10 protein-coding genes are annotated in these 13,191 nt (G+C 69.9%); 5 read left to right on the forward strand and 5 right to left on the reverse strand.

Features of this window, described 5'->3' with window-relative positions; all coding sequences use genetic code 11:
• The first annotated feature begins 310 nt into the window (after window positions 1-310).
• The 4 genes from ACVCAG_RS13930 (at window position 311) to ACVCAG_RS13945 (ending at window position 6,904) form a co-directional block, all read left to right on the forward strand.
• Complete coding sequence (locus ACVCAG_RS13930; protein ID WP_440083496.1) at window positions 311-2,146, forward strand: family 43 glycosylhydrolase; 1,836 nt, start codon at window positions 311-313, stop codon at window positions 2,144-2,146.
• 13 nt (window positions 2,147-2,159) lie between these two features.
• The gene (locus ACVCAG_RS13935; RefSeq protein ID WP_440083497.1) at window positions 2,160-2,354 is read left to right on the forward strand and encodes a hypothetical protein; all 195 of its coding nucleotides are present in this window, start codon (window positions 2,160-2,162) and stop codon (window positions 2,352-2,354) included.
• A gap of 11 nt (window positions 2,355-2,365) precedes the next feature.
• On the forward strand, window positions 2,366-4,018 hold the full coding sequence (locus ACVCAG_RS13940; protein WP_440083498.1) for a lectin: 1,653 nt from the start codon (window positions 2,366-2,368) through the stop codon (window positions 4,016-4,018).
• Between the two features lie 150 nt (window positions 4,019-4,168).
• The gene (locus tag ACVCAG_RS13945; RefSeq protein WP_440083499.1) at window positions 4,169-6,904 is read left to right on the forward strand and encodes a beta-L-arabinofuranosidase domain-containing protein; all 2,736 of its coding nucleotides are present in this window, start codon (window positions 4,169-4,171) and stop codon (window positions 6,902-6,904) included.
• Between the two features lie 153 nt (window positions 6,905-7,057).
• Here ACVCAG_RS13945 and ACVCAG_RS13950 read toward each other — a convergent pair whose 3' ends face one another.
• The 5 genes from ACVCAG_RS13950 to ACVCAG_RS13970 are packed head-to-tail and all read right to left on the reverse strand — an operon-like array spanning window position 7,058 to window position 12,044.
• Window positions 7,058-8,122, reverse strand: coding sequence for a glycoside hydrolase family 68 protein (locus tag ACVCAG_RS13950; protein ID WP_440083500.1), 1,065 nt, complete (start codon window positions 8,120-8,122; stop codon window positions 7,058-7,060).
• Window positions 8,119-8,967 (reverse strand): ROK family protein, encoded by an 849-nt coding sequence (locus ACVCAG_RS13955; protein WP_447189912.1) that lies wholly within the window; start codon window positions 8,965-8,967, stop codon window positions 8,119-8,121. Before ACVCAG_RS13955 ends, ACVCAG_RS13950 begins: the two co-directional genes overlap by 4 nt.
• A gap of 2 nt (window positions 8,968-8,969) precedes the next feature.
• Entirely contained in the window at window positions 8,970-9,794 is an 825-nt protein-coding gene (locus tag ACVCAG_RS13960) for an ABC transporter permease subunit (protein ID WP_440083502.1), read from the reverse strand.
• A complete protein-coding gene (locus ACVCAG_RS13965; RefSeq protein WP_440083503.1) occupies window positions 9,791-10,681 on the reverse strand; it encodes an ABC transporter permease subunit in 891 nt (296 codons plus the stop codon). Before ACVCAG_RS13965 ends, ACVCAG_RS13960 begins: the two co-directional genes overlap by 4 nt.
• Before the next feature lies 1 nt (window position 10,682).
• Window positions 10,683-12,044: an extracellular solute-binding protein gene (locus ACVCAG_RS13970; RefSeq protein WP_440083504.1), complete on the reverse strand. Its 1,362-nt coding sequence runs from the start codon at window positions 12,042-12,044 to the stop codon at window positions 10,683-10,685.
• Between the two features lie 107 nt (window positions 12,045-12,151).
• On the opposite strand from ACVCAG_RS13970, the gene ACVCAG_RS13975 reads away from it, so the two are divergent.
• Complete coding sequence (locus ACVCAG_RS13975; protein ID WP_440083505.1) at window positions 12,152-13,174, forward strand: LacI family DNA-binding transcriptional regulator; 1,023 nt, start codon at window positions 12,152-12,154, stop codon at window positions 13,172-13,174.
• Window positions 13,175-13,191: the final 17 nt, after the last annotated feature.

Below are 13,191 nucleotides of genomic sequence, written 5' to 3' on the forward strand. Positions count from 1 at the left end.
GGGCCGCAACCCCAACTCCGACGGTGTCGAATACGGCCTCCTGCCCTACCGGCCGGGCCTGCTGACACTGCAGCGCTGACCGGTGTGACACCGATCCGGCTCAGACGTTCCTGACGTCGGAGCGGGCGGGCTCGGCGCGAGGCCGAGCCCGCCCCCAGGGTCACGCAGGGAGCCCAGATCATCCTGCCGACCCGGAGCGACTCCCCCTGCTGATCACCCCCTGAACCGCCCCGGACGCGGCGAGCGCTCTGAGCCGCCGCGTCCGGGGCCACCAACACCCCCCGTCGAGACCGCCCAAGGGAGACAACAGGTGAGACCCCTACTTCGCGCGGCCAGGAGGAGATCTCGCCGCCTGGTCCTCTGGACCGTGAGCCTGTTCCTGCTGACCACGTTGCTCCCGTCCTTGGCCAGGGCCGACAACCCGATCGTGCAGACGATCTACACGGCCGACCCGGCGCCGCTCGTCCACAACGGCCGCGTGTACGTGTACACCGGCCACGACGAGGACGGCTCGACGTACTTCACCATGCGCGACTGGCGAGTGTACTCCTCCACGGACATGGCCAACTGGACCGACCACGGCTCCCCCATGAGCCTGGCCACCTTCGCCTGGGCCGACGCCAACGCCTGGGCCGGCCACGTCATCCCCCGCAACGGGAAGTTCTACTGGTACGTCCCGGTGCGGAACCGGGCGACCGGCGGAATGGCCATCGGCGTCGCGGTCGGCGACAGCCCCACCGGGCCCTTCCGGGACGCGCTGGGCCGCCCGCTGGTCGAGAACGGCGAGATCGACCCGCACGCGTTCATCGACGACAACGGCCAGGCCTACCTGTACTGGGGCAACCCCCGCCTGTGGTACGTCCGGCTGAACACCGACATGATCTCCTTCTCCGGCGGCGCGACCCAGATTCCGCTCACCACGGCGGGGTTCGGCACGCGGAACGGCAACGCCAGCCGTCCCACCCTCTACGAGGAGGGGCCGTGGGTCTTCAAGCGCAACGGCCTCTACTACAACGTGTTCGCCGCCGAGTGCTGCTCGGAGTTCATCGGCTACTCAACGGCCCCCAGCGCCACCGGGCCGTGGACCTACCGGGGAACGATCATGCCGAGGCAGGGGTCGAGCTTCACCAACCACGCCGGGATCGTCGACTTCGCCGGTGGCTCGTACTTCTTCTACCACAACGGCGCCCTGCCGGGCGGCAGCGGTTACACCCGTTCGGTGGCCGTGGAGAAGTTCACCTACAACGCCGACGGCACCATCCCGACCATCAACATGACCACCGCCGGGCCACCGCAGGTCGGCACCCTCGACCCGTTCGTCCGCCAGGAGGCCGAGACCATCGCCTGGGCGTCCGGGGTGGAGACCGAGGCCTCCGGCGAAGGCGGCATGAACGTCGGCTTCATCGAGAACGGTGACCACGTCAAGGTCAAGGGCGTCGCCTTCGGCACCGGGGCGTCCTCCTTCACCGCCCGGGTGGCCTCGGGCACCAGCGGCGGCCGGATCGAAGTGCGCCTCGGCAGTGCCACCGGCACCCTCGTGGGCACCTGCACCGTCCCCGGCACCGGCGGCTGGCAGAGCTGGACCTCGGTCACCTGCCCGGTGTCGGGCGCGACCGGCACCCGCGACCTCTACCTGCGTTTCACCGGCGGCAGCGGCTACCTGTTCAACCTCAACTGGTGGCAGTTCGCCCCGAGCGGCGGCAGCGGCGGGAACCTGCTGGCCAACGGCACGATGGAGGACGGCACGACGAGCTGGACCAGCTCCGGCGGCACCCTGTCCTCCGCCACCACCGTGGCTCACGGCGGCAGCCGGTCCCTGCTCAACTCCGGCCGTACGTCCGCCTGGCAGGGCCCGCACCAGAACGTGACCGCGCAGCTCACCAACGGCAAGAGCTACACCACGAGCGTGTGGGTCCGCTCGCAGAGCGGCACCCCCAGCGCGAAGGCGACCCTGACGCTCACCGCGAACGGCACGACGAGCTACCTCCAGCTCACCCCGGCGCAGACGGTCAACGCCGGCGGGTGGACCCAGCTCACCGGCACGGCGACGGTCTCGTGGACCGGGACACTGACCAACGCCTCCTTCTACGTCGAGACGGCCGCGGGCACCGACAACCTCTACATCGACGACGCCTCCTTCCAGTGACGGGAGACGCGCCATGCCAGGACACCGGTCACCGCTGACGGCCGTCGCGGTCACGACCCTCGTCGTCCAGCGGCCAGCCGGCGAGAGCACCACCTTCGTCCCGCCCCGGTGGAACGGCTCGCCCGCGGCCGGCACGAGCACCACCTTCGGCCCCATGACCGGCGACAGCGCGACCACCCCCCGGTCCTCTGCGCCTGACCATCGCTAGGAGCGACATCAATGAGAAAACAACGAGCACGTGTGCTGCTGAGCCTGGCGGCGCTGACCTTGGCGCTCACCCCCGCCACCCAGGCGCAGGCCCTGGAGAACGGCGTGGGCCGCACCCCGCCGATGGGGTGGAACACCTGGAACACCTTCGGCTGCAACATCAACGAGACCCTGATCAAGCAGACGGCCGACGCCATGGTCAGCAACGGCATGCGCGACCTGGGATACCAGTACGTCGTCGTCGACGACTGCTGGATGGACCCCAACCGCGACTCCGCCGGGAACCTCCAGGCCAACCTGTCGCGGTTCCCGAGCGGCATGAAGGCGCTCGGCGACTACCTGCACGCCAGAGGGCTGAAGTTCGGCATCTACCAGGCCCCCTTGGACAAGACCTGCGCCCAGTACTTCGGCTCCTACCCCGGCGCGACCGGCAGCCTCAACCGCGAGGTCCAGGACGCCCGGCAGTTCGCCGCCTGGGGCGTCGACTACCTGAAGCACGACTGGTGCTCCCCCACCGGCACCATCGACGACCAGGTACGCATCTTCGCCAGGATGCGCGACGCGCTGGCGGCGACCGGGCGGCCGATCCTCTACAGCATCAACCCCAACAGCATCCACGAGAAGACCGGCCCGATGCGCAACTGGGGCGACATCGCCAACATCTGGCGCACGACCGAGGACATCACCAACGCCTGGAACACCGGTCAGACCAACGGCTACCCGATGGGCATCCAGAACATCGTCAACGTCACCGTCCCGCTGGCCTCGTACGCCAAGCCCGGCCAGTTCAACGACCCCGACATGATGGAAGTCGGCCGCGGCGGCATGAACGACACCGAGATGCGCAGCCACTTCGCGCTGTGGGCCATGATGGCCTCGCCCCTGATCGCCGGGAACGACGTCCGGAACATGGACAGCGCGACCAGCACGATCCTGAAGAACCAGAACCTGATCGCCATCAACCAGGACACGCTCGGCCTCCAGGCCACCCAGATCAGCAATGACGGCACGCGCCGCATCCTGGCCAAGCGCCTGAGCAACGGCGACGTCGCGGTCGCCCTGTTCAACCAGGGCGGCAGCACGACCACGATCAGCACCACCGCGTCCGCCATCGGCCTGTCCGGCAACTCCTTCGGCCTGCGCGACGCCTGGAGCAACGCCGTCACCTCGACCACCGGGAACATCTCGGCGAGCGTGCCGGCGCACGGCACCGTCGTGTACCGGGTCAGCGGCGGCACGCCCAACCCCACCCCCACTCCCACTCCCACGCCCACCGCGTCCACGTCCCGCATCCAGGGCGTGGGATCGGGCCGGTGCCTCGACGTGACCGGCGCCTCCCAGACCAACGGCACCCTGGTGAACATCTGGGACTGCAACGGCCAGAGCAACCAGCAGTGGACCTCCACGGCGGCCGGTGAGCTGCGGGTTTACGGCAACAAGTGCCTGGACGTCAACAACAACGGCACCGCCGACGGAACCGGCGTCCTCATCTGGGACTGCAACGGGCAGAACAACCAGAAGTGGCGGTTCAACTCCGACGGCACCATCACCGCCCTCGGTGCGAACAAGTGCCTGGACGTGCCCAACAGCTCCACCGCCAACGGCGTCAAGCTGCAGATCTGGACCTGCAACGGCCAGAGCAACCAGCGGTGGAACCGCATCTGATCACAACCCGCTCGAAGTCCGATTCCTCATGACCACGTGAACCGCCGGAACCCGCTCGCCGCCGTCGACGCCGTCCATGCCGGCCCCGAGACGGCGGCGGACACCGGCGGTTCACACGGCCCCCTCCACTCCACCCCCCTGGGAGTTCACATGTCACCCCTCAGCCGACGCCAGTTGCTCCAGGCTGCAGGCCTCACCGTCGCCGCGACCGCCGCGGGCCAGTTCACCGGCGCCGCACCCGCCTTCGCCGAGATCGCCCCCGTCCGACCCGACATCGGCGTGTCCGCCTACGCGTTCGAGCTGGGGCGGGTGCGCCTGACCTCCGGCCGCTGGCTGGACAACCAGAACCGCACCCTGTCCTATCTGCGGTTCGTCGACGTCAACCGGCTGATGTACGTCTTCCGCGCCAACCACCGCCTGTCCACCCAGGGCGCGGCGGCCAACGGCGGCTGGGACGCCCCCAGCTTCCCCTTCCGCAGCCACATGCAGGGGCACTTCCTGACCGCCTGGGCCCAGGCGTACGCGGTGACCGGTGACACCACCTGCCGCGACAAGGCCAACACCATGGTCGCCGAGCTGGCCAAGTGCCAGGCCAACAACGGCGCCGCCGGCTTCAACACCGGCTACCTCTCCGGCTTTCCCGAGTCCGACATCACCGCGCTCGAGGCCCGCACGCTGAGCAACGGCAACGTGCCGTACTACTGCATCCACAAGACCCTGGCCGGGCTGCTCGACGTGTGGCGTTACATCGGCAACCTCCAGGCTCGCGACGTGCTGCTGGCGCTGGCCGGGTGGGTCGACTGGCGGACGAGCCGGCTGACCTCCAGCCAGATGCAGGCCATGCTGGGCACCGAGTTCGGCGGGATGAACGCCGTCCTGACCGACCTGTACCAGCAGACCGGCACCGCGCGCTGGCTGACCGCCGCCCAGCGGTTCGACCACAACAACGTGTTCAACCCGCTCGCGGCGAACCAGGACCAGCTCAACGGCCTGCACGCCAACACCCAGGTGCCCAAGTGGATCGGCGCCGCCCGGGAGTACAAGGCCACCGGCACGACCCGCTACCGCGACATCGCCTCCAACGCCTGGCGTATCACCACCGGCGCGCACACCTACGTGATCGGCGGCAACAGCCAGGCCGAGCACTTCCGGGCGCCCAACGCCATCGCCGGGTACCTGGCGCGTGACACCGCCGAGGCCTGCAACACCTACAACATGCTGAAACTGACGCGGGAGCTGTGGCTGCTGGACCCGAACCGGGCGGACTACTTCGACTACTACGAGGGGGCCCTGATCAACCACCTCATCGGTCAGCAGAACCCCGCCGACGCCCACGGGCACATCACCTACTTCACCCCGCTCAACCCCGGCGGCCGCCGGGGTGTCGGTCCCGCCTGGGGCGGCGGCACCTGGAGCACTGACTACAACTCCTTCTGGTGCTGCCAGGGCACCGGTATCGAAGTGAACACCAAGCTGATGGACTCCATCTACTTCCACAACGGCACGACGCTGACGGTGAACCTGTTCACCCCGTCGGTGCTGGACTGGAGCCAGCGCGGCATCACGGTCACCCAGACGACCTCCTTCCCGGCGAGCGACACCGTCTCGCTCCAGGTCACCGGCGACGTCGGCAGCTCGTGGTCGATGCGCGTCCGCATCCCCTCCTGGACGAGCGGCGCCACGATCAGCGTCAACGACGTCCAGCAGGACATCGCCACCACGCCCGGCTCGTACGCGACGATCACCCGGTCGTGGACCTCGGGCGACACCGTGACCGTGCGCCTGCCGATGCGCGTGGTCATGAAGGCCGCCAACGACAACCAGAACGTCCAGGCGGTCACCTACGGGCCGCTGGTGCTGTCGGGCAACTACGGCAACACCGCGCTGTCGGCGCTGCCGTCGCTGAACCCCGCGTCGGTCACCCGGACGAGCACCTCGGCGCTCACGTTCACGGCGACCGCGAACTCCGCGACCGTCAACCTCATCCCGTTCCACGACGCCCACGGCCACAACTACACCGTTTACTGGAGCACCAACGGTCAGGTCGGCACGGGGACGGCGAGCTTCCGGCTGCAGAACGCGGCGACCGGGCTCGTCCTCGGCGTCCAGAACATGTCCACGGCCGACGGCGGCCTGGCCGTGCAGTGGGCGGACAACGGCACCGCCGACCACGACTGGGTCCTGGTCGTGGACGGCAACGCCGTCAAGCTGCGCAACGTCCACAGCGGCAAGGTCCTGGGCGTGGAGAACATGGCCACCACGGACAACGCCCGCGTGCTGCAGTGGGGCGACACGGGCACCGCCGACCACCGGTGGACGCTCGTGGACGTCGGGGACGGGACCCACAAGATCCGCAACGTCAACAGCAACAAGCTGCTGGCCATCCTGAACGGCTCCACGAGCCAGGGCGCGCAGGCCGTCCAGGACCCCGACAACGGCAGCGGCGACAACCAGTGGCGCTTCCTGCCCACCGGCGCGCGCCGCATCCAGAACGTCGCCAGCGGCATGGTGCTGGGCGTGACGAACATGTCCACCGCCGACGGCGGCCTGGTGGTCCAGTGGGGCGACACGGGCACCGCCGACCACCTGTGGACGGCCGTGACCAGCACCGGCGGCTACCTCAAGCTGCGCAACTCCAACAGCGGCAAGGTCCTCGGCGTCGAGAACGCCTCGACGAGCGCGGGCGCCCGGGTGCTCCAGTGGTCCGACACCGGCGCCAACGACCACCGCTGGCGCCTGCGGTACGGCACCAACGGCTCCTTCCGCATCCAGTGCGCCAACGGCGGCCGCGTCCTGGGCGTCAGCGGCGGATCCACCGCGCAGGGCGCCCAGATCGTGCTGGCCGACGACACCGGCGGCAACGACCGCCTGTGGCGATTCCTGTGAGCGATCCACGATGGACGACGCGGGCGCCACGGTCACGAGGAACCGGGACCTGATCGCCGGCGACCGGCGGACCGTCACGGGCGTGTGACCGCACGGCCCTTCGCGCGTCGACGCGAAAAAAGGGGGGCCGGGCCCTTGGCCCGGCCCCCCTCCTCAGGTGACCGGTTCGAGCCGGGTGCGGGGGCCTTCCAGGCGCAGCCTCAGCATCGGGGCGACCGTCCCGCCGAAGTGGGCCCGCTCGACCGGGCCCCGGTAGTCGAGGAAGCTGACCACGCGCAGGTCGTCGAGCACCATCCAGGCGTAGGCCTGGTCGGGCTGGGCCGCCGGGTTCCCGATGACCAGGCCGGAGCCGTTCAGGGGTTCGTAGGGGCCCTCCATCGTCGCGGAGACGAAGCCGTACAGGCCGGTCGGGGCGGCGCCCTCCGGTTCGAACGACTGGCGGTGGGTGCAGAAGAACAGGTAGTGCAGGCCGCCGTGGGCCACGATGTGCGGGCGTTCGATCTCGCGGTTGATCCCGTCGGCGACCAGGAGCGGCGGGCGCAGCGGCAGTCCCTCGGACTCCGGGCCGGTCAGCGCGACGGCACCCATGTGGCGGTCGCCCCACGGAACGGAGGCCGCGATCAGCAGGTGGCCCCGGAACCAGGCCGGGTCGCGGAAGGCCCGGATCCGCCCGGGCCCCCCTTCGCGTTCGTCGGCCGGAAGGTAGAACCCGCCGCCGGAACGTACGATCTCCCGATGCTCGGCCGATCTCGGCTGCCCGGGTCTCCCGTCGAGCGGCAGACGCGCCTCGACCACTCGTTGCACGAAGGTGGGCCGCTTCTCGTCGCGGTGCCCGGTCGCCGTGTAGAAGACCGACACGGTGCCGTCCGTACGCCGGATCGCCGTGCCGGACCACTCGCGGCTGCCCGGTGACCCACCGTCGGGGAAGACGTTCCCGAGGTCGATCCACTTCCCTTCGTCCAGGGTGAGCAGGCGGATGCGGGCGACGTCGTGGCGGTCCTCCGGGTGGCCGGCCGCCGGGGCGGTCAGGCCCATCCAGAGTTCGCGGCCGTCGAAGAGGGCGGTGGCACCGTCCTCTTCCTGGATCGGCCACATGTCCCACAGGTCCAGGCCGGGCAGCGCCGCCTCGACGGGGCCGAGGATGGGCGGTGCGGTCGTCGCCGGGTCCCCGGTGATCAGGTCGAGATGGCGCCGCGTCCACCGGGTCGTCGTGCTCACTCGTTCTCGTCTCCGTTCAGGGCCGCTCGGGCCAGTTCCGCCGCGCCGGTGATCCCGGACAGGTTCCCGAGTCCCGGCGGGGTGATGACGGTGTCCAGGGGATAGCCACCGGCCAGTTCGGCGGCGCGGGCCCGGACCAGGTCGAGCAGGCCGGGCCGGCCGCCGACCCCGCCACCGATGATCACCGCCTGCGGAGACACAACGGCGACCAGGTTGTGCACGGCCAGCGCCAGGTACTCCGCCTCCAGTTCCCACGGCTCGCCGTCCCCGAGTTCCTGCGCGGGCCGCCCCCAGCGCTGCCGCATCGACGTCCCCGAGGCCAGCCCTTCGAGGCAGTCGCCGTGGAAGGGACACGCGCCGGGGAAGGGATCGCGCGCGGTGTCGTGGGGCAGCCGCATGTGCCCGGCCTCGGGGTGGGTGCGCCCGTGCAGCGGGCGCCCACCGACGATCACCCCGACCCCGACGCCGGTGCCGACGGTCATGTAGGCGAGCGTGTGCAGCCCCCGCCCGGCGCCGTGGCGCAGCTCACCGATGGCGGCACCGTTGACGTCGGTGTCGAGCCCGACCGGCACCCCGAGCCCCTCCCGGAAGGGTGTCACCACGTCGGTGCCCGACCAGCCGGGTTTGGGGGTGGCGGTGATGCGCCCGCTCGCCAGGTCGACCGGCCCGAAGGTGGCGACGCCGACCGCCGCGGGGGCGGGATGGCGGCGGAAGAAGCCGACGGCGGCCGGGACGGTCTCGTCGGGGGTCGTCGTCGGGACCACCTCGGTGGCCACGATCCTTCCGTCGGTGTCGGCGAGCGCGCACACCCATTTCGTGCCGCCGGCCTCGACTGCTCCATACATGGTCATCCCTTCAGTGAACCCTGGAGCAGAGCCGTGACGAAACGCCGCTGGAAGATCAGGAACACCGCGAGCGTGGGGGTCAGGATGAGCAGCGAGCCCGCGCACAGCAGCGGGATGTCGGTGCCCCACTGTCCCTGGAAGGCCCCCAGAGCCCCGGACATGGTGCGTTGCAGCGGGTCGTCGACCAGCACGATGGCCAGCAGGAACTGGTTCCACGTCCACAGGAACAGCAGGATCGCCAGTGACGAGGTCGCCGGGGCGGCCAGCGGCACGTGCACCCGCCAGAAGAGCTGCCAGGTTCCGGCGCCGTCGATGCGGGCGCTCTCGGACAGCTCCTCGGGCATGTTCACGAAGTGGGCCCGCATCCAGAACACCGAGAACGGCATGAACAGCCCGATCAGCGGCAGGATGATCGCCCACCGGGTGTTCAGCACGCCCATGTCGCGCACGAGGTAGTAGAGCGGTGTGATGATGCCCTCGAACGGCAACGTCAGCCCCAGCAGGAACGCCACGAAGACGAACCGCCGTCCGGGGATGCGCAGGTGCCCGATGGCGAATCCGGCCATGGTGGCCATGACCAGCGAGATCGGCACCACCCCGAGCACGATCAGCGCGCTGGACGTGAGCAGCTCGGTCATCCGGGCGGCGGTGAACGCGGTGACGAAGTTGCCCCACTGCGGGTCGTCGGGCCACTCGAGACCCAGCGGGTAGCTGCCCGAGGGGTGGAGCGCGGTGACGAGGAGGCTGACGAACGGCATCAGCGTGGCCGCCATCAGCACCAGCAGCAACACCCTGCCGGTCCAGGCCTCACGACGATCGAAGATCATGATTTGCGTTCCCTGGTGAGCCACTGGATCGGCAGCGCGCACGCGATCACCAGCACGGTGAGGACCACCGCGAGGGCCGAGGCGAGGCCGACCTGGCGTTCGGAGAAGGCCAGGTAGTAGATCTCCAGGCCGGGCACCATGCTGGCGTTGCCGGGCCCGCCCTGGGTCGAGATGTAGACGATGTCGAAGCTGGCCAGCGCGGCCACGACCGTGACGGTGACGCAGACCCCGATCTCCTGCCGCAGGCTGGGCAGGGTGATCGAGAGGAACTCGCGGAACGGGCCGGCGCCGTCGAGGCGCGCGGCCTCGTACAGGGCCGGATCGATCTTGCTCATTCCCGCCAGCAGCAGGAGCGTGCACAGTCCCAGGAGCACCCAGGCGCCGATCACCCCGACCGCCGGCAGAGCCGTCGAGAAGTCGCCCAGCCAGGCGCGGGTGATCCTCTCCAGCCCGACGGCCGTGAGGATCTGGTTCACCAGCCCGGTCGAGGACAGCAACCAGCTCCAGGTGATCCCGGCCGCGACCAGCGGGATGACCTGCGGCAGGAAGATGACCGTACGGGCCACCAGCGCGAGGCGGCTGGTGGCGATGCGGCGGATCGTCGCCGCGATGGCCAGCCCGAGCACGACCGGGACCGCGCTGAAGAACGCGATCAGTTTCACCGCGTTGAGGATGGAGGCGAACAGGTCGGGGTCGGTGAAGACCCGCAGGTAGTTCTGGACCCCGGTCCAGGTGGCCACGCCGATGCCGTCCCACCTGTAGAGGGAGTACTGCACCGTCATGGCCAGCGGCTGGATCACGAACACGACATAGAACGCGGCCGCGGGCAGCACGAACACCCAGCCGGCCCATCTCGGCCCGCTCCGCCGTCTCACGGCCGCCTTCACCTCAGCCTCCCTTGACCTGGCTCTGGTAGTCGGCCTGCACGCTCTTGAGCAGGCCTTCGGGGGTCTGTTCCCCGGCCACCAGCTTCTGCAGGTTCGGGGTCCAGCTCTTGGCGTAGATCGCGCCGGTGGCGTTGGCGATGAAGTCCATCGCGCCGTTGTCCCGCGCGATCCGCGCGCCCGCCGCGAGCGTGCTCTCGGTCACGCTGTCCTCCGCCACCGGCGGCATCGGCCCGTCGGCCGGGCCCATCGGATGGGAACCGCCGATCTGGACGCCGATCGTACGTGCCTGCGTGTCGGTGGCGACCCAGTCGAGGAACGCGGCGGCGCAGTCGGTGTTCTTGGCGTTCGCCCCGATGCCGAACGCCAGCGGGGCCGACATGGCGGCCCGCTTCCCGCCGGCCTGGGCCGGTGGCATCAGGAAGAAGCCGATGTCGCCCGCCATCTTCTTGTCGAGGTTGCCCGACTCCCAGTCGCCGTTGAACATGAACAGGCCGTCGCCGCCGATGAAGCGGCTCATCATCGTGGCGTAGTCGACGGCGTTGACGTCCTTCCAGAAGTATCCGGCCTTGACCCACTTCTCCAGGTGCCGGGCCGCCTGGAGGTTGGCCGGGGTGTCGATGGTCGCGCCGGACTTCTGGAAGATCCACTCGTTGATCGGCGCGGGCGGGCCGTAGGAGGCCATCAGGTCCTGGAGCGGGAAGGCCAGGCCGCCGGTCGCGCCGCCGTTGAACTGGGCGATCGGCGCCAGGCCCGCGTCCTTGGCCTTGGCCAGGGCGGCGTCGAGGTCGGCGAGGGTCTCCGGCGGGTCGGTCATGCCGATCCGCTCGGCCAGCTTCTTGTTGTAGAACACGCCGGTCATGGAGAAGTTCAGGCCCATGGCGTAGAGGGAGCCCTCACCCCGTACGGCGCCGCCGGGCGCCATGCGCATCTGTTCGAGCTGGGAGGCGGGCCACTTGTCCCAGCCGTAGACCTTGGCGTACTCGTCGAGGTTCTTGAGCAGGTTGTTCTTGACCAGCTCGGAGACCTGGGGAAGGCGCATCAGGTCCGGCGGGTCGTCGGCCAGCACGCGCGGGGCGTTCTGGGTGATCACGGCGAACTGGTCCTCGCGGATGTCCCAGGTGACGTTCGGGTGTTGCTTGGTGAACTCGGCGGTGAGCGCCTTGGGCAGGGGGAACCCGGTTTCGAAGTAGCCCTTCAGCGTGACCGGCGCGGTGCCGCAGGTCGGCGCGGCCGACAACGACGACGCGGCGGCCGTCGGCTGCGCGGTGCCGCTTCCCGGCGCCGCGCAGGCGGCGGCCAGGCTTCCCCCCAGGATGACCACCATCGCCACGCGGCTCCGGCGGGAGTGAACTCGACGAGACATGGTGCGTCTCCCTTTGCTAAATCGGATTAGCGATGCGATAGTCTCACCGCACGCATCCGACGGTGTCAAGGCCCCGTAATTCGGTTGGAATGTTGGAGGTCCCTCCCGTGAGTCGACGTCGGGTCACCTTGGCCGATCTGGCCCAGGCCGCCGGAGTGTCCCGTACCACCGCCTCGCTCGTAATGACGGGCAGGGGCCGTGAGCTGCGCATTTCCCACGACGTCGAGCAGAAGGTACTGCGTGCGGCGGACGAGCTGGGCTACCGCCCGAACGCGGTCTCCATCGGGCTGCGCACCGGTACGACCCGCACGATCGGCTTCGTCTCCGACACCGTCGCGACCTCCCGCCTCGCCGGAGACATGATCAAGGGCGCCCTGGAGGCCGCCCGCGAGCGCGGCGTGATGTTGTTCATCGGTGAGACCGAGGGCGATCCCGAACTGGAGCGCGCCCTGCTGCACGCCATGCAGGACCGCCAGGTCGACGGCATCATCCTGGCCGCCATGTACACCCGGACGATCAAGGTCCCGAAGGACATCGGCCCCGCCGTGCTGCTCAACGCGCTGCCCAGGCCGGCCTCCGACCTGCCGTCGATCGTGCCCGACGAGGTCGGGGCCGGCCGCTCGGCGGCCCGGGTGCTCCTGGAGGCGGGCCACCACGAGGACGTCTACCTGATCGGGGCCGGACCGAGGTCACGCGACGTGCCCGCCACCAGCGTCGCGGCGGTGGAACGCCTGACCGGCATCGAGGAGGCCGGCCTGAGGATCGCCGGAGCCCGCGTCTGCGCCGACTGGCAACCCGAGGAAGGCCTGGCCGCGACCCGGTCCCTGCTGGCCGGCCACCGGCCCCGGGCGCTGATCTGCCTCAACGACCGGCTGGCCCTGGGCGCCTACCAGGCGTTGAGCGACGCCGGGCTCTCCGTTCCCGGGGACGTGTCAGTGGTGTCGTTCGACGACCACCCCATCGCGTCGTGGATACGGCCCAAGCTGACGACCGTGGCGCTGCCGCACCACGAACTGGGACGCAAGGCGGTGGAGGTGCTGTTCGCCCAGATGGGCGAGGAGTCCGAACCCGGCCGGGTGCACCGGGTCGCCATGCCGGTGAGACACCGGGAGTCGGTCGCGCCCGCGTGACCCGCGCGGGATGAGCC

Source organism: Streptosporangium sp. G12, from assembly GCF_052983175.1.

Bases quoted from the DNA above. Each gene is read 5' to 3' on its own strand.
- ACVCAG_RS13970 (WP_440083504.1), bottom strand. From the start codon at position 12,044: ATGTCTCGTCGAGTTCACTCCCGCCGGAGCCGCGTGGCGATGGTGGTC.
- ACVCAG_RS13945 (WP_440083499.1), top strand. From the start codon at position 4,169: ATGTCACCCCTCAGCCGACGCCAGTTGCTCCAGGCTGCAGGCCTCACC.
- ACVCAG_RS13935 (WP_440083497.1), top strand. From the start codon at position 2,160: ATGCCAGGACACCGGTCACCGCTGACGGCCGTCGCGGTCACGACCCTC.
- ACVCAG_RS13955 (WP_447189912.1), bottom strand. From the start codon at position 8,967: ATGTATGGAGCAGTCGAGGCCGGCGGCACGAAATGGGTGTGCGCGCTC.
- ACVCAG_RS13940 (WP_440083498.1), top strand. From the start codon at position 2,366: ATGAGAAAACAACGAGCACGTGTGCTGCTGAGCCTGGCGGCGCTGACC.
- ACVCAG_RS13960 (WP_440083502.1), bottom strand. From the start codon at position 9,794: ATGATCTTCGATCGTCGTGAGGCCTGGACCGGCAGGGTGTTGCTGCTG.